A 15981-nucleotide genomic window follows, 5' to 3' on the forward strand; every position below is an offset into this window, starting at 1 on the left:
GCATGGAACAGACAACACACCGTTCCGCCGCCGTGCGGGACGGCCTCGGCGTGGGCGTGGCCGTGGGGCTGTCGGGGGTCGCCTTCGGCGCCGCGGCGATCACAGCAGGCCTCAGCGTGCCGCAGGCGTGCGTGCTGAGCCTGCTGACGTTCACCGGCGCCTCCCAGTTCGCGCTGACCGGCGCGGTGGGCGCGGGCGGCGACCTGGTGACCGCCACCTTGGGCGCGCTGCTGCTGGGCGGCCGCAACACGTTCTACGGCCTGCGCCTGGCCGGCCTGCTGCGGGTACGCGGGCCGCGCCGGCTGCTGGCCGCGCACGGGGTGATCGACGAGACGACGGCCGTCACGCTGGCCCAGCCGGACGAGGAGGCCGCGCGCACCGGCTTCACGGTCACGTTCGCCAGCCTCTACCTCACCTGGAACCTGACCACGCTGGCGGGCGCGTACGGCGCGTCGTCCCTGGGCGACCCCGACATGCTGGGGCTGGACGTGGTGGGCCCGGCCGCGTTCCTGGCCATCCTGTGGCCCCGCCTGACCGCCGGCGCGCAGCTGCGCCGGCTGGCCGCGGTCGCGGCGGCGATCGCGCTGTGCGCCACCCCGTTCCTGCCGCCCGGGGTGCCGGTGCTGCTGTCCGCCGCGGCCGTCCTGGTGGTGATGGCGCGATGACGCTGTGGTGGGCCATCGCCGCGCTCTGCGCGGGCTGCTACGCGCTCAAGCTGGCCGGGCTGGCGGCGCCGCGCCGGGTGCTTGAGCATCCGGCGATGCGCAGGTTCGCGGAGCTGGTGCCGGTGGCGCTGCTGGCCGCGCTGATCGCGGTGCAGATGTTCACGGAGGAGGGCGGGCTGCGCGTCGACCCGGCCCGCACGGCGGGGCTGGGCGCCGCGGTCGTCGCGCTGCTGTTGCGGGCGCCCTTCCTGGTCATTCTGGCCGCGGCGGCCGTGGTCACCGCGCTTGTCCGGTTCTTTCTGGGGTAGTCGCCGGTGCATGTCCCAATCAGCGGAGATGGTGGGCGGGCGCTATCGGCTGCTCAGGACGATCGGCAAGGGCGGCATGGGCACGGTCTGGCAGGCCCACGACGAGGTGCTGGGCAGGGACGTGGCCGTCAAGGAGGTCCTGCCGCCGCCCGACCTCACGGGTCCCGAGCGCGATGTGTTCGCCGTACGGACGTTCAGGGAGGCGCGGGCGGCGGGCCGGGTGGCGCATCCTGGCGTGGCCACCGTGTACGACGTCCTTGAGGAGCACGGCCACCCGTGGATCGTCATGCAACTTGTGCACTCCCGCACCTTAGGAGAGCTGATTCGCGAGGACGGCCCCATGCCTCCGGCCGAGGCGGCGAAGCTCGGGCTGCAGCTCATGGAAGCGCTGCGCGCGGCCCACGCGGCGGGCGTGCTGCATCGTGACGTGAAGCCGGACAACGTGCTGCTCACCGAGGACGGGCGGGCGGTGCTCACCGACTTCGGCATCGCCACCACGGAGGACGAGGCGCCCGTGACGCGTACGGGCATCCTGATCGGCACCCCCGCCTTCATGGCGCCGGAGCGCGCGGCCGGCGGCCAGGCCAGGCCCGCCTCGGACCTGTGGTCGCTGGGCGTGACGCTCTACATGGCCGTCGAGGGCCACTCGCCCTTCCAGCGGGACAACGCCCTGGCCACGCTCAGCGCGGTCATGCACGCCGAGCCGGCGCCGCTGGCCCGCGCGGGCGTGCTCGCCCCCGTGCTGCTCGGCCTGCTGCGCAAGAACCCCGCGGAGCGCATGTCGCTGGAGGAGGCCGAGCGGCGGCTGGCCGCGATCATCGCGGGCGGCGCACCCGAGCAGACGGGTCCCGTCCCGATACCCGCGGCGGCGCCGCGGCCTCGGCGGCGCCGGCTGCCGGTGGCCGCGATCGCCGGGGGCGCGCTGATCGTGGCCGTCGTCACGGGCGGTGCGGCCTGGTGGTCCAACCGCCCGAGCGACCTGCCTCGCCACCCGAGCCCCGCCCCCGCCGTCGTGACCGCCACCCCGTCAACCACCGGGCCCGAGCCGACCCCGGAGACGTCCCCCCAGACGTCCCCTCAGACCACCTCGCAGAGCACCCCGCAGACCACCCCGCGGACCGCCTCCACGCCTCCCGCTCCGCCGAGCTCGCCGCCGGCCACCCGGGAGCAGGACAGGACGCCCACCGCCGAGCGCAAGAGCCCCAGCCGGGAGCCGACGCCCACCAAGAGCAAGACCAAGAAGGAGAAGAAGCCGAAGGAGAAGGACCAGACGCCCTCCCAGGCCCCGGGCTCGGTCGAGCCGTCGGACCAGGGGCGGAGGAAGGCCAGGCGGAACCGCTGACCCCGCGACCCCGCCAAGGCCCGGCACGGCCGGCGGCCTGGCACGGCGGTGTGCGCGGCCCGGTCAGGACTCGTCGCGGACGATGTCCAGCGCCTTCTGCAGGTCCTGCGGGTAGTCCGTGCTGAACGACATCCAATCCCCCGTGGTCGGGTGCTCGAACCCGAGCGCCACGGCGTGCAGCCACTGCCGCGTGATCCCCAGGCGGGCCGCCAGCGTCGGGTCGGCGCCGTACAGCAGGTCGCCGACGCAGGGGTGCCGCAGCGCCGCCATGTGCACCCTGATCTGGTGCGTACGCCCGGTCTCCAGCTTGATGTCCAGCAACGAGGCCGCGCGGAACGCCTCGACGGTGTCGTAATGGGTGACGGACGGCTTGCCCCCGGCCACCACCGCGAACCGCCCGTCCCCGGAGGGGTGCCGGTCGATGGGTGCGTCCACCGTGCCCCGGAACGGGTCGGGATGTCCCTGCACCAGCGCGTGGTAACGCTTGTCGACCGTGCGCTCCTTGAAGGCCCGCTTGAGCCGTGAATACGCGGTCTCGCTCTTGGCCACCACCATCGCCCCCGTGGTGTTGGCGTCGAGCCGGTGCACGATGCCCTGCCGCTCGGCCGCCCCGCTGGTGGCGATGGTGTGACCGGCGCCGAGCAGCCCGCCGATCACGGTCGGCCCGGTCCAGCCGACGGTCGGGTGGGCCGCCACCCCGATCGGCTTGTTGACCACGACGATGTCGTCGTCCTCGTACACGACCGTCATGCCGGGCACCGGCTCGGCGACCGGCATCGGCGTGGTGACCGGCGGCGGCATCGTCACGTCGAGCCACGCGCCGGCGTGCACCCGGTCCGACTTGGCCGGCTGCCGCCCGTCCACCAGCACCTCGCCCGCGACGATCAGCTCGGCCGCGCGGGTGCGGGAGAAGCCGAACAGCCGCGAGAGCGCGGCGTCGAGCCGCTCGCCCTCCAGGCCGTCGGGGACGGGAAGACTGCGCTGCTCACTCACCCTTCGCCACCTCCTTGGACCCGTCGATCTGCACGTTGCGCCAGGCCAGGAGCACCGCCAGGATGCCGCCGCAGACGATGGCCGAGTCGGCGATGTTGAAGACGGGGAAGTAGTCGATGACGGGGAAATGCCCGGGCAGCACCTCGATGAAGTCGACGACGTGCCCCTGGAGCTGCGTGGAACGCCCGATGCCCGACGGGTAGCGCAGCAGCCGGTCGGTGAGGTTGCCGAGCGCCCCGCCGAGCAGCAGGCCGAGCGTGATCGCCCAGGACCGGCTGCCCAGCTTGCGGGCGGTGCGCACGATGGCCACCACCACGCCCAAGGCGATGAACGTGAAGACGAAGGTCATTCCGGTGCCGATGCTGAACGCGGCACCGGAATTGAAGATCACCCGGAACTGCAGCACGTCCGGGATGACGACGAGCGGCGCCCGGCCCTCAAGTGTGCGCAGCACCACCGTCTTGGTGATGAGGTCGCCCGCGTAGATCACGGCCGCCAGCACGACGAGGACGGCGACGAGGCGCCCGCGGGACCGGCCCGCCGGCGCCGCTACCGGCGCTCCTCCTTCTGCTTGCAGGCCACGCACAGCGTCGCCCTCGGGAACGCCTGAAGGCGTTCCTTGCCGATCGGCTTGTGGCACGATTCGCACACTCCATAGGTCCCTGCGTCGATCCTGGCGATCGCACGTTCGTTCTGCGCGACCAGATCGCGCGCATTCAGGGTAAGGGCGATCTCGCGTTCGCGCTCGTACGTCTTGGCGCCGGCGTCCGCCTGGTCGTCGCCGGCTCCCTGGGTGACGTCTCCAGAGGCTATCTCCGTCTCGTGGCGGCGGATGTCCGCGTTGAGCTCGTCGATCTCGCTCTGAAGCCTGCCGCGTACCTCGGCCAGCTCCTGCTCCGACCACATCGACGGTGTAGCGGTGGTCTGCGTGACTGCCGCCATGGCTGCCTCCATTGCTGATCAAGGCCGTAAATGGTGCGGGCAGCTTAGGATCCAGATAACGGAACGGCAAACGACCCGCCGGACGGTTTACCTCCCCCGTACTATCCCGCCTCGCGCATTCAACTCCTCCACAGGGGCGTCCATTCCCACAACTTTGTCGGTTGCGTACCGACGTGGCCGCTGGAGGGCCGCCGGACGGTGCGTCCCCGGGAAACCAGGAAGCCTTCGCCTCCACTCTGCGTTATGGTTTGAGATTGCAAGGCGTTGATGGGGCCCGACTGTGAGGGATATCACCCCGGAGCCGCCGGAAGAACGGCTCGTGCGAGCTCATTAGACCCGGCAGCAGACCAAACGAAGAGGGCCTCCCCCCGGGTGAGGTCAAGAAGGGTGGTACCGCGGAGCCGCATGGCTTCGTCCCTTCACGCAAGCCTGCCGGCCGATGATGCGTGGAGGTCACGCCCGAGATGTCTTCCCCAACGTTCCGCTCTCTTCCCGCGCAGGTCGACCTGCCCGCGCTCGAGCGCGAGGTCCTCGACCGCTGGCGGGACGGGAAGATCTTCGAGCGTTCCGTGGAGCAGAACTCCGGTAACCCGTCCTGGGTCTTCTACGAGGGTCCGCCCACCGCGAACGGCCTGCCCGGCGTGCACCACGTCGAGGCCCGGGTGTTCAAGGACCTCTTCCCGCGCTACAAGTCCATGCGCGGATTCAGCGTTCCGCGTAAGGCCGGATGGGACTGCCACGGCCTGCCGGTCGAGGTCGGCGTCGAGCGTGAGCTGGGCCTGACCGGCAAGAAGGACATCGAGGAATACGGCATCGCCGAGTTCAACGCCAAGTGCCGCGAGTCGGTGCTGCGGCACGTGGACGCGTTCGAGCAGATGACCGAGCGCATGGGCTACTGGATCGACCTGTCCCAGGCGTACCGGACGATGGACCCGTCCTACATCGAGTCGGTGTGGTGGTCGCTGAAGGTCGTGTGGGACAAGGGGCTGCTGTTCCGCGACTTCCGCATCACTCCGTACTGCCCGCGCTGCGGCACGGGGCTGTCCGACCACGAGCTGGGCCAGCCCGGCGGCTACGAGAACGTCTCCAGCCCGTCGGTCTACGTCCGCATGCCGGTGACCTCCGGGCCGCTGACCGAGCTGGGCGCCTCCCTGCTCGTGTGGACGACCACGCCGTGGACCCTCGTGTCCAACACGGCGGTCGCCGTGCACCCCGACGTGACCTACGTCGCGGCCCGCACGGCGGACGGCGAGGTCCTGGTGGTGGCCGAGCCGCTGCTGCCGGTCCTGGGCGAGGGCGCGACCGAGGTGGCCCGCTACACGGGGCGCGAGCTGGAGCACACCACATACTCCCGCCCGTTCGACCTGGTCGACATCCCCGGCGCCCACTACGTCGTGCTCGGCGACTACGTCACGGTCGAGGACGGCACCGGCCTGGTCCACCAGGCCCCGGCGTTCGGCGCCGACGACATGGCCGTGATCAAGCGGTACGACATGCCCGTCGTCAACCCGATCGGCCCCGACGGCCGCTTCCTCGACGACGTGCCCATGGTCGGCGGCCGGTTCTTCAAGGACGCCGACGAGGAGCTGACCGAGGACCTGCGCGCCCGCGGGCTGCTCTACCGCGGCGGCCACTTCGAGCACGCCTACCCCCACTGCTGGCGCTGCCACACCCCGCTGCTCTACTACGCCCTCCCGTCCTGGTACATCCGCACCACGGCGGTCAAGGACAAGATGCTGGCGGAGAACGCCGACACCAACTGGTACCCCGAAACGATCAAGTGGGGCCGGTTCGGCGAGTGGCTGCGCAACAACGTCGACTGGTCGCTGTCGCGCTCGCGCTACTGGGGCACGCCGCTGCCGCTGTGGGTGTGCTCCGCGGACGAGTCCCACGTGACGTGCGTCGGCTCGCTGGAGGAGCTGGGCGGCCTGGCCGGCCAGGACATCTCGGCGCTCGACCCGCACCGCCCGTACGTCGACGACGTGACCTTCGACTGCCCGTCGTGCGGCGCTCTCGCGCGCCGCGTGCCGGACGTCATCGACGCCTGGTACGACTCCGGCTCCATGCCGTTCGCCCAGTGGGGCGAGCGCGGCAAGCCGGAGGGCGTCTATCCGGCGCAGTTCATCTGCGAGGCCACCGACCAGACGCGCGGCTGGTTCTACTCGCTGATGGCCGTCGGCACGCTCGTCTTCGGCCAGTCCTCCTACGAGAACGTGCTCTGCCTCGGCCTCATCCTCGCCGAGGACGGCCGCAAGATGAGCAAGCACCTGGGCAACATCCTCGAGCCGATCCCGCTGATGGACCAGCACGGGGCCGACGCGCTGCGCTGGTTCATGGCCTGCTCGGGCTCGCCCTGGGCGGCGCGCCGGGTGGGGCACAACGCGCTGGAGGAGATCGTCCGCAAGGTCCTGCTGACGCTCTGGAACACCTCGTCGTTCTTCACCCTCTACGCGAACGCCGAGTCCTGGTCGCCGTCCATGCTCGCGGAGGCCACGCCGGTGGCCGAGCGCCCGCTGCTCGACCGCTGGGTGCTGGCCGAGCTGCACAGGACGGTGAGCGAGGTCACGGCGTCCCTGGACGAGTACGACACCCAGCGCGCCGGCCGCCGTCTGGCCGACTTCCTCGACGACCTGTCCAACTGGTACGTGCGCCGCTCGCGCCGCCGGTTCTGGCAGGGGTCGCTGGAGGCGTTCGCGACGCTGTACGAGTGCCTCGAGACGGTGACGCGGCTGATGGCCCCCATCACGCCGTTCGTCACCGACTACCTCTGGGACGTGCTGCGCGCCCCGGACGCGCCCTCCTCGGTGCACCTGGCCTCCTGGCCCACGGTGCGCGAGGACCTGCTCGACCCGGTGCTGTCCGACCAGATGGCGCTGGTGCGGCGCCTGGTAGAGCTGGGCCGCTCGGCCCGCGCCTCCTCGGGCGTCAAGACCCGCCAGCCGCTCCGCCGGGCCCTGGTGGGGGCGCACGGCTGGCCGTCGCTGCCCGGTGAGCTCCGTGGGCTGGTGGCGGACGAGCTGAACGTCCACGCGCTCGAGGACATGTCCGGATTCAGCGCCGATCTCGTGTCCTACTCCGTCAAACCCAACTTCCGGGCCCTGGGCAAGCGCTTCGGCTCCCAGACCAAGCTGGTGGCCGCCGCGGTCTCCGCCGCCGACGCCACCCGCGTGGCCCGCGCCCTCCGCTCCGGCTCCACGGTCATGGTGGAGGCGGACGAGCTGGGCGAGATCATGCTCGGCCCCGACGACGTGATCGTCAACGAGCAGCCCCGCTCGGGCTGGGCGGTGGAGACGGGCGCGATCGGCACCGGCACGGGCGAGACGGTGGCCCTGGACCTGGAGCTCACGGACGACCTGCGCCGCGCCGGTCTCCTGCGCGAGGTCATCCGCCTGGTCCAGGACGCCCGCAAGTCGACCGGCCTGTCGATCACCGACCGGATCGACCTGTGGTGGACCACGTCCTCCCCTGACCTCGCCGCGGCCCTGCGTACCGAGGGGCACGTGGTGGCGGAGGAGGTCCTGGCGACCACGGTCACGGAGGGCACGGCGCCGGACCTCCCGTCCCACACGGACGAGGACCTGTCGCTGGCCTTCCAGCTCCGCCGCGCCTGACGACACCGGATGCTGCGGTGGGGGCCCGCCCCACCGCAGCTCCCCGCCCTGCCTGTATCGGCCACACCCGCCCGCCTCAGCGCCACCGGCTCGCCATCAACGGCTCATACCGCGCAGCACACACACTGCACCGCGCCTCGTCACTGGTTCCTGGCTGGCCTCAAGCGCCAATATGGCCACGCAGGGGTCACTGCAACCCTGTCACACCGCAGCCCGTCCTGCGTCAGGCCGCACATGGCCGCACACACCCACCGCACACTCGGCTCCGCTCCCCAACGCGCTGCGTAGGCCGCGCATGGCCCTGCGTATGCCGCATGGCCCCGCGCAGCGCCCACCGCGCCCGGGTCGGTTGACCGGCCGCGCGCCCACAGGGGGACGTCGACGCGCCGGTCGGTGCTCGGAACGGAGCGACGACCGGTTTGGCTCACCGCCTCGCGGTGGCTCTCACCTCACCGCCTCGTGGCAGCTCTCAGCTCACCGTCTCGCGGTCGTGCTGGCAGACCGAGCAGCTCGTCAGCCCGGCCGCCTCGGCTGCGGCCAGCGTCATCGTCTCCACGCCCGTCTCCCCCGCACCCCTGATCAACGGGCAGGCGGTGCTGTGGTAGCGGCGGGTGCCGACGATGACCTTCACCATCTCAGTGCGCCCGCCCTTGCCTCCTGCCCCGGCGCCCGCAGGGCCGGTGGGCTCGTCACCGCCCTTGGCGGATCCGGGGGCCTCAGGCTTGGCGGCGCCGGTCTTGGGCGCGGCCGAAGCATCGGCCTTCGGCGCGGTGGCGGCGCCCGTCTTTGGCGGGGCGGACGCACCCGTCTTGGAAGCAGCCGAAGCACCCGTCTTAGGCGCAACCGAAGCGCCTGCCTCAGGAACGGCCGAAGCACCCGTCTTAGGCGCGGGCGAGGCACCGGACTTGGATGCCGCGCCGGTCCCCTCTCCTCTGGACGCCCCGCCCTTGCCGGCGCCGGCATCGGGCGTGTCCCCCTTGAGGGCGGACGGCTTGGCCGCTGCGGTCTTGGGAGCGTCCGTGCCGGACGTGTCGCCGTCGGAGCGTGGGCCGGAGGATCCGGGCTTCGGACCCGCACTGCCTGATCCGGCCGCACCGGGTGCGCCCGTCGCCTTGGGCGGCCGGCCACCGGTCTTGGACGGAGTCGCAGGCGGTTGTTCCGGGCTCGCGGCAGGCGGCCGCTCGGAACCTGTGCCGGATGGACGGCCCGAACCCGCGCCGGGCGGGCGTCCCGTGCTCGCGCCCGTGGCGGGCGGCCGTTCGGGGCTGGTCTTTCCCGTCGCCGCCGGCTTGGCGGCCGGGCCCGTACCGGAAGGGCGTCCCTCGGGTGATCTCGCGGTCGTGGCGGAGCCGGGGGGAAGCGGGCCCTTGGGCTTGGCCTCCGACTCGGCCGAGGACGCGGGCCGCTCGGGCACCACCGCACTCTCCCCGGTCGTGGCGGACCCCTTGGCGGCCCCAGAAGGACGCTGTGACGGCCCGGACGCCCCACCCTGGGCACCTGGACGTGCCGGCACCGCCGAAGAGGGCACGCGCGGCTGCGGCGCCGTGGCGGGCCCCGAGGAGTCGTCCTCATCGGCCGCGGCAGAGGGCTGTCCCGGTTTCGTCCCGGACGGCCGGGGTGCGCCGGTGGATGCACCGGGCTTGTTCCCGGGCTGCTCGGGCGTGGCGGCTCGCTGCGACGGCTTGCCCGCCGGCGCTCCGCTCTTGCCCGAAGCGCCCGAAGCGCCCCGAGCGGGCTCGTCCGTGGCAGGCGACGCGGAAGGCTTGGCAGGCGACGCCGAGGGCTTGGCGGGCGACCCGGAAGAGGGCGCATCCGTGGAGCGTCCACCCGGAGCAGGGGCGCCGGCAGAGGCCCCGCTCGACGGCGATGTGCCCTTGGCGGGCGCGTCCTTGGCGGGGCCGCCCGCGGAAGAGGGTCCGGAAGCGGGGCGGGGCGGCGTCGAGCCGGGCCTGCGCGCGGCGGACGGCGGCCGGAAATAAGAAGTCTGCTTCTCCGCCTGATCCTCGTCAGGTTCGGCGGCGGCGGAGGTGGAGGGGCGGCCGAACCACCCGGTGGCGCCTTCCTCGTCGGTGGCGGCAGGCTCCGGGGTGGGGGTGGAAGCCTTCTTCTCGGGCTTCGGCGGGGCGACCGGCGGACGTACGTCGCGGGTCTCCGCGGAGTTTTCCGCCCGGCTCTCCGCCGTGGCGGCGGGGCCGGGTGCGACGACGGGCTCGGGGTCGGCGGCAGGCGGCAGCTGCCGTCCGCCGAGCGCTGCGTCAGGCAGGCACGTCGTGCAGGGCGTGAAGCCCTCCTCGCGTGCCTCCTCGTAGGTGAGCTCCTCGCTGTCCCGGCCACTCAGCTGCCGGCAGCCGGACACGTGGTAACGCTTGCGTCCGGGGATCACCAGCACGATCGCATCCGGGGAGATGCCGCTCGCCGCGGGGCGGCGCGGAGCGGCGGGAACGGTCGCCGTCCGCTGCGGCGTCTGCGGATGCGGTTGTGGCCTCGGAGGCTGATGGTGAGCCGTGGGGCCGGCCTGGGTGACCGTAGGGCCGGTCTGGGTGTACGGCATGCCCGGCGGCATGAGCCCTTTCGGTGGGGTGGCCGGCGCAGCGGCCTGCCCACCACCGGGAAAAAGCTCGTTTCGCCGCAGGAACGCCCCGATCACGAGGAACAGCGCGGACAGCACGCTGACCACGATGGACCACATGATCAGGAACGGCTTAGCCAGTACGAAGCCCGCGATCAGCAACACGACTGCCGCGAGCACCAAACCAGCACTGATAAGGATCACAGGGGAGCTCTTTCGAGTGACAGGTCCTAGTGACCCGTTACTTTACCGGCGGTCGTTGTGAGGACCGTCACCGCCGGGAAAGGCGCCCTGCGGAGCCTCGCCGCCGAACGGGCTGGGACCACCGGGAAGAGGCTGCTGGCCGCTCTGCGACACGGCGTGCGACATGGCGGGAGCCTGACCCTGCGGACCACCGGACATCACCGGGAACCCACCGCTGCCCTCTGCGGAGACGTTGAGCTCGGCGAGCTGGTTTTCCAGGTAGAGCTTGAGCCTGCTGCGGTATTCGCGCTCGAAGCTGCGCAGCTCCTCGACCTTGCGCTCGAGCTCGTCGCGGGTCTGCACCAGCGAGCCCATCGCCTGGCGGTGGCGCTCCTGCGCGTCGCGCTCGAGCGTCTCGGCGCGGGCACGGGCGTCGCCGATGACCTGCTCGGCCTGGCGGCGCGCCTTGGTGAGGATCTCGTCGGCCTCGCGGCGGGCGCGGGTGACCGTCTCGTCCGCCTCCCGGCGGGCGTCGGAGATCGCCTGGTCGGCGGTCTGCTGGGCGAGCGCGAGCACGCGGGCCGCGGTGTCCATGTTGTCCTCGGCGGGAGGCATGTTCATGGCCACGGGCACCGGCTGCTGCACGGGGGGCGGCTCGGGGGCACGCATGGGCTCCGGCTGCGGGGGCGGAGCCATCATCTCGGGCTTGGGCTGCTCCTGGACCGGGGCAGAGGCCATGGGCATGTTCATGCCGCCCGGCACCTTCCCGCGCAGGCACTCGGCCAGCTTCGCGCGGAGCTCCTCGTTCTCTTGGATCAGACGGTCCAGCTCAGCCTCCACCTCGTCGAGGAAGGCATCGACCTCTTCCTCGTCGTAGCCCGGCCGCAGCCGGGTGGTACTGAACTGCTTGTTCCGCACATCAGCGGGCGTCAGCGGCATTTTTTGGTCTCCTTGGCGCGCTTTGGAGTCTGTCCGGAGGGACGGTAACCCGAATCACTTCAGCGCGGACACGAGTTTGAACACGACCGGCGCGACACCGGCCCGGTCATCGCAGCGCTCCGGCGATCTGGATCAGGAGCAGCACGACGATGAACAGGACAGTGAAGCTTAGGTCAAAGGCCACCGTACCCAACCGGAGCGGAGGAATGAAACGGCGGAGGAACTTGAGTGGTGGGTCGGTTGCGGTGTAGGTGGCCTCGGCCAGCACCAGGATGACACCGGATGGGCGCCACTGGCGGGCGAAAGCCTGCACCGTCTCGAAGATCATCCTACCTATGAGCAGCACCAGGTAGAGAGACAGGACTACGACCAAGATCTGGCTTACGATCCCCACGGCCCGGCCGCGCCTCCACTTCTGATGTGCCCTCCCGGCCTCGGCGAGACCTGGTTGGGTGCGATAGACATACAGAGACTCTAACTCTGGTTGAAGAACCCGCGCTCCGCGATTCGGGCCTTGTCCTCAGCGGTCACCTCGACATTGGCAGGGGACAACAGGAACACCTTGTTGGTAACACGTTCAATGCTGCCATGTAGGCCAAAGACCAGACCTGCCGCGAAATCGACAAGCCGCTTGGCGTCGCTGTCAACCATCTCTGTCAGGTTCATGATGACCGGGGTGCCGTCGCGGAAGTGCTCACCGATGGTACGCGCCTCGTTGTACGTACGCGGATGGAGGGTCGTGATGCGGGCCAGATCGGTCGTGCGACGCTCCAGGACGGCCGCAGCGGGTCTCGGCGCGGGCACTCCCGCTTCGGGCTCGTCGTCGCGGTCCTGGACCGCCACGGGCCGCTCCTCGCCGGCTCGCTGCCCCTCGTCCTCGTAGGGGTAGTCGTCCGTGTACGTCTCATATCTCTCGTAGCGGTCGTCCTCCACGAGACCGAGGTAGACCGCCATCTTGCGCATCGCGCCGGCCATCGCTACGTCGTCCTCCTGCTCCTGGTCGCACTCGCTCGGGTCCGTCGCCGGAGCCCGAGGCGGTAGCCGTACCCCCTTGGAGCTCACCGCTGATCGACCTCTACTTGGTCGTGAGCCTGAAGACCCACTTGGGGGGACATTACCTGACGAAGGGCTTGCGGCGACCGAGCAACGCCGTACCGATCCGCACGTGTGTCGCGCCGTACGCGATGGCTTCCGTGAGGTCTTCGCTCATTCCGGCCGAAATCATCGTGGCACGCGGGTGCTGCTCCTCCAGGCGCGTGGCCACGTCGCGCAGTCTGGCGAACGCCTTGGCGGGCTCCTCGTGCAGCGGCGCCACCGCCATGACGCCCCCGAGCCACACGCCCTCGGCCAGGGCCACCTCGTCGGCCAGCTCGAGCACGTCGGCGGGCCGGGCGCCACCCCTGGCCGGGTCGTCGTCGAGCGCGACCTGGATCAGGCAGCCGATCCTGCGGCCCTGGCGCACCGCCTCCCCGCTGATCGCCTCCACCAGCCGCAGGCGGTCCACCGAGTGGATCACGTCGGCGTACGAGACGACGGAGCGGACCTTGTTCGTCTGGAGCTGGCCGACGAAATGCCAGGTCAGCGAGAGCCCCGCGAGCTCCTGCGCCTTGGCCGCGGCCTCCTGGTCGCGGTTTTCGCCGATGTCACGCACGCCCAGCTCGGCCAGGATCCGCACGTCCTCGGCCGGACGGGTCTTCGTGACGGCGACCAGCGTGACCTCTCCGCGGTCGCGCCCCACCGCGTGGCAGGCCGCCGCGATGCGCGCGTCGACCTCGGCGAGCCCGGCCGCGATCTCGTCCCTTCTCACGTGAGTCTCCCTTTCACTACAGGCCGGCCCAGGGTACGCCTTCCCGCACACGACGGCGCCGCTCCCGGATCCTGCCGGGGAGCGGCGTCAGGCGGCCGGGCTATTTGAGGAAGTCGGGGACGTCGAGCTCCTCTTCCTGGTCCTCGAAGATCACCCTAGGACGTTTGGCGGGCTCCGACATGCGGGAGGTGATGGGCGTGGGCGGATTGGCGGGCTCGGGCGTGGGCCGGGGGATCGAGACGGGGCCGGACGGCTCCTCGGCGGCGGGCTCGGCGTCCACGGGCTCGGCGACCTGCGCCGGCTCCACCGGCCGCACCGGCTCGGGGCGCGGCGGCTCTGGGCGGGGCTCAGGACGCGGCTCGGGCCTGAACTCGGCGCGCGGCTCGGGGCGGGGCTCCGCTCTGAACTCGGCACGCGGCTCAGGACGGGGCTCAGGGCGGAACTCGGGGCGCGGCTCGGGCCTGAAGTCCCCGCGCGGCTCCGGACGCACCTCAGCGCGCGGCTCAGGGCGCACGGCGGGCTGCTCCGACTTCACGCTGGGGGAGGCGACGCTCGGCCGCACAGGCGACGACACGGGTGGCGCGGCGGGCTGGGCGGGGCGGCTCGCCGGGCGGGGCACCTGCTTGTCCACCGGCGGCGGCACGTCGTCGAAGCCGGCCGCGATCACCGTCACGCGCACCTCGTCGCCGAGCGCGTCGTCGATGACCGTACCGAAGATGATGTTGGCGTCGGGCGCGGCGGCCATGGACACGAGCTGCGCGGCCTCGTTGATCTCGAACAGGCCCAGGTCGGAGCCGCCCGCGATCGACAGCAGCACGCCGTGGGCGCCGTCGATGCTGGCCTCCAGCAGCGGGCTGGAGACCGCCATCTCGGCCGCCGCCACCGAGCGGTCGTCGCCGCGGGCGTGGCCGATGCCCATGAGCGCCGAGCCGGCGCCCGACATGACCGACTTGACGTCGGCGAAGTCGAGGTTGATCAGACCGGGAGTGGTGATCAGGTCGGTGATGCCCTGGACACCCGAGAGCAGCACCTGGTCGGCCGCCTTGAACGCGTCGAGCACGCTCACCTGCCGGTCGGAGATCGACAGCAGCCGGTCGTTGGGGATCACAATCAGCGTGTCGACCTCGTCGCGCAGCGTCTCGATGCCGGCTTCGGCCTGCATGGCCCTGCGCCGGCCCTCGAAGCTGAACGGCCTGGTCACCACGCCGATGGTCAGCGCGCCGAGCGACCTGGCGATGTTGGCGACGACGGGCGCGCCGCCCGTGCCGGTGCCGCCGCCCTCGCCTGCCGTGACGAAGACCATGTCGGCCCCCTTGAGGACCTCCTCGATCTCCTCACGGTGGTCCTCGGCCGCCTTGCGCCCCACGTCGGGGTTGGCGCCGGCGCCCAATCCGCGCGTGAGCTCGCGGCCCACGTCGAGTTTCACATCGGCGTCACTCATCAGCAGCGCCTGGGCGTCGGTGTTTATCGCGATGAACTCGACGCCCTTGAGTCCCTCTTCGATCATCCGGTTGACGGCGTTGACTCCGCCGCCGCCGATGCCGACGACCTTGATGACCGCGAGGTAGTTCTGCGGTGCTGCCACGACGAGGGGCCTTTCCGCTCGTTGACTTGCCATTTCGGTGCGGATTGTCTCCGCTTTTGTCTCTTCGGATAACTCTCAACCTCAGGTTGAGATTTAGATTTATGTCAACCTGAGGATTGATACGGACAGTAGGAGTCCCCTGCCTGGCGGGTCAACTAACCGCGCCGCAAGCACGTCCGGCGTGTCGCGGGCTGTCCGTTTCGCTCCGAAGTCGCGCCTGGTCGGGGGCTCCTCCGCCCGACGTACGACTTAAGGCTCTCACGCCGTGACCCCCACCTCGCACAAGCTCGGCCATGCCTTGCCGCGGACTTGCCCACTCTTGATCACTTCAGCGTCACCACATCCGGTGAGCTGACGTCGTACACCGTGGCTTTCTCCCGTTTGAGCAGCGAAGTCAGGATGCGGCCCTTCTCCTCGGGCCGGTCGGCGCCGCCCCAGATGACGGTCCGCCCGTCCGACAGCTTCAAGGTCACGCCCTCGGCCGTTCCCGCGCGCACCTCCCTGATCTTGGGTGCCACCTCGTCAGGAACCGCCTGGATCACCTGGATCGCCGCCTTCATGGCCGGGTCGTCCGCCGCGGGCGTGTCGACCTTGAGCACCGGCAGCATGGGCGGCGCCGCGGACTTGACCTCGATCACCACGCCCTGCTTGTCGACGATCGCGAACTTGCCGCCCGCGGGGATCGCGGCGACGGGCTCGCGCTCGACCACCTCGATCTTGAGCGTGCCCGGCCAGACCCGGTCCACCTTGGCGCTGGCGAGCTGTCTGATGCCCAGGACGCGGCCCTCGACGTCGGCGAGGTTCACGGTGGCGAGAGGGTGGAGGTCGGCCACGCCGGCCTGCTGCTTGATGCGCTCGCTCGGCACTGTGAGATTTCCCACGATCTCGATCGAGCGCACGCCCAGGACGGGCGAGAAGAACACCAGCCAGGCGGCCGAGCCCACCACTCCCGCCGTGAGCAGCACCAGGAACGCCGTCCGCGCCTTCATCGCCCTCCCCATGCCGGCCCATGCGCGTCGGCACAGAACCTACGCCGA

General features: G+C 71.2%; 14 protein-coding genes. 4 read left to right on the top strand and 10 right to left on the bottom strand.

Going from position 1 to position 15981, the window contains the following annotated elements; translation table 11 throughout:
• The first annotated feature begins 2 nt into the window (after positions 1-2).
• From ACIBVN_RS10795 to ACIBVN_RS10805, 3 genes are read left to right on the top strand one after another with little or no spacing between them, the layout of a single operon-like run.
• The gene (locus ACIBVN_RS10795; RefSeq protein ID WP_397134904.1) at positions 3-665 is read left to right on the top strand and encodes an AzlC family ABC transporter permease; all 663 of its coding nucleotides are present in this window, start codon (positions 3-5) and stop codon (positions 663-665) included.
• The gene (locus ACIBVN_RS10800) at positions 662-973 is read left to right on the top strand and encodes an AzlD domain-containing protein (RefSeq protein WP_397134906.1); all 312 of its coding nucleotides are present in this window, start codon (positions 662-664) and stop codon (positions 971-973) included. Before ACIBVN_RS10795 ends, ACIBVN_RS10800 begins: the two co-directional genes overlap by 4 nt.
• A 10-nt stretch (positions 974-983) precedes the next feature.
• Positions 984-2315: a serine/threonine-protein kinase gene (locus tag ACIBVN_RS10805; RefSeq protein WP_397134908.1), complete on the top strand. Its 1332-nt coding sequence runs from the start codon at positions 984-986 to the stop codon at positions 2313-2315.
• A gap of 63 nt (positions 2316-2378) precedes the next feature.
• On the opposite strand, the gene ACIBVN_RS10810 is transcribed toward ACIBVN_RS10805, so the two are convergent.
• Genes ACIBVN_RS10810 through ACIBVN_RS10820 form a run of 3 tightly spaced genes read right to left on the bottom strand, consistent with a single transcriptional unit; the run spans position 2379 to position 4250 of the window.
• On the bottom strand, positions 2379-3308 hold the full coding sequence (locus tag ACIBVN_RS10810) for an RluA family pseudouridine synthase (protein ID WP_397134910.1): 930 nt from the start codon (positions 3306-3308) through the stop codon (positions 2379-2381).
• Complete coding sequence (lspA, locus tag ACIBVN_RS10815; RefSeq protein ID WP_397134912.1) at positions 3301-3810, bottom strand: signal peptidase II; 510 nt, start codon at positions 3808-3810, stop codon at positions 3301-3303. The genes ACIBVN_RS10810 and lspA overlap by 8 nt, the downstream gene beginning before the upstream one ends.
• Before the next feature lie 47 nt (positions 3811-3857).
• Positions 3858-4250 (bottom strand): TraR/DksA family transcriptional regulator, encoded by a 393-nt coding sequence (locus ACIBVN_RS10820; RefSeq protein WP_397134914.1) that lies wholly within the window; start codon positions 4248-4250, stop codon positions 3858-3860.
• Between the two features lie 464 nt (positions 4251-4714).
• Here ACIBVN_RS10820 and ileS point away from each other — a divergent pair, with 464 nt between their 5' ends.
• Positions 4715-7861 carry an isoleucine--tRNA ligase gene (gene ileS, locus ACIBVN_RS10825; protein WP_397134916.1) on the top strand — a complete coding sequence of 1049 codons (3147 nt, stop codon included), beginning with the start codon at positions 4715-4717 and terminating at the stop codon, positions 7859-7861.
• A gap of 469 nt (positions 7862-8330) precedes the next feature.
• Here the strand turns inward: ileS and ACIBVN_RS10830 are convergent, their stop codons facing one another.
• The 7 genes from ACIBVN_RS10830 to ACIBVN_RS10860 all read right to left on the bottom strand — a co-directional run bounded on the left by ACIBVN_RS10830 (position 8331) and on the right by ACIBVN_RS10860 (position 15933).
• Positions 8331-10634, bottom strand: a complete 2304-nt coding sequence (locus ACIBVN_RS10830) for a hypothetical protein (protein WP_397134918.1) — start codon at positions 10632-10634, stop codon at positions 8331-8333.
• Positions 10635-10676: 42 nt separating this feature from the next.
• Positions 10677-11552 (bottom strand): DivIVA domain-containing protein, encoded by an 876-nt coding sequence (locus tag ACIBVN_RS10835; protein WP_349447968.1) that lies wholly within the window; start codon positions 11550-11552, stop codon positions 10677-10679.
• Positions 11553-11658: 106 nt separating this feature from the next.
• On the bottom strand, positions 11659-11946 hold the full coding sequence (locus ACIBVN_RS10840; protein ID WP_397134921.1) for a YggT family protein: 288 nt from the start codon (positions 11944-11946) through the stop codon (positions 11659-11661).
• An 80-nt stretch (positions 11947-12026) separates the two neighbouring features.
• Positions 12027-12527, bottom strand: coding sequence for a cell division protein SepF (locus tag ACIBVN_RS10845; RefSeq protein ID WP_397135308.1), 501 nt, complete (start codon positions 12525-12527; stop codon positions 12027-12029).
• A 139-nt stretch (positions 12528-12666) separates the two neighbouring features.
• Positions 12667-13359 (bottom strand): YggS family pyridoxal phosphate-dependent enzyme, encoded by a 693-nt coding sequence (locus ACIBVN_RS10850; RefSeq protein WP_397134923.1) that lies wholly within the window; start codon positions 13357-13359, stop codon positions 12667-12669.
• Positions 13360-13459: 100 nt separating this feature from the next.
• Positions 13460-14944: a cell division protein FtsZ gene (gene ftsZ / locus ACIBVN_RS10855; RefSeq protein WP_397134925.1), complete on the bottom strand. Its 1485-nt coding sequence runs from the start codon at positions 14942-14944 to the stop codon at positions 13460-13462.
• A gap of 323 nt (positions 14945-15267) precedes the next feature.
• The gene (locus ACIBVN_RS10860) at positions 15268-15933 is read right to left on the bottom strand and encodes a cell division protein FtsQ/DivIB (RefSeq protein WP_397134927.1); all 666 of its coding nucleotides are present in this window, start codon (positions 15931-15933) and stop codon (positions 15268-15270) included.
• Between the last annotated feature and the right edge of the window lie 48 nt (positions 15934-15981).

The organism is Nonomuraea sp. NPDC049400 (assembly GCF_044466425.1).
GTDB lineage: Bacteria > Actinomycetota > Actinomycetes > Streptosporangiales > Streptosporangiaceae > Nonomuraea.

What these genes read in the sequence shown, in the direction of transcription:
- ACIBVN_RS10795 (WP_397134904.1), top strand. Translation starts at nt 3, where the DNA reads ATGGAACAGACAACACACCGTTCCGCCGCCGTGCGGGACGGCCTCGGC.
- ACIBVN_RS10800 (WP_397134906.1), top strand. Translation starts at nt 662, where the DNA reads ATGACGCTGTGGTGGGCCATCGCCGCGCTCTGCGCGGGCTGCTACGCG.
- ACIBVN_RS10805 (WP_397134908.1), top strand. Translation starts at nt 984, where the DNA reads ATGTCCCAATCAGCGGAGATGGTGGGCGGGCGCTATCGGCTGCTCAGG.
- ACIBVN_RS10820 (WP_397134914.1), bottom strand. Translation starts at nt 4,250, where the DNA reads ATGGCGGCAGTCACGCAGACCACCGCTACACCGTCGATGTGGTCGGAG.
- ileS (WP_397134916.1), top strand. Translation starts at nt 4,715, where the DNA reads ATGTCTTCCCCAACGTTCCGCTCTCTTCCCGCGCAGGTCGACCTGCCC.
- ACIBVN_RS10835 (WP_349447968.1), bottom strand. Translation starts at nt 11,552, where the DNA reads ATGCCGCTGACGCCCGCTGATGTGCGGAACAAGCAGTTCAGTACCACC.
- ACIBVN_RS10845 (WP_397135308.1), bottom strand. Translation starts at nt 12,527, where the DNA reads ATGGCCGGCGCGATGCGCAAGATGGCGGTCTACCTCGGTCTCGTGGAG.
- ACIBVN_RS10860 (WP_397134927.1), bottom strand. Translation starts at nt 15,933, where the DNA reads ATGAAGGCGCGGACGGCGTTCCTGGTGCTGCTCACGGCGGGAGTGGTG.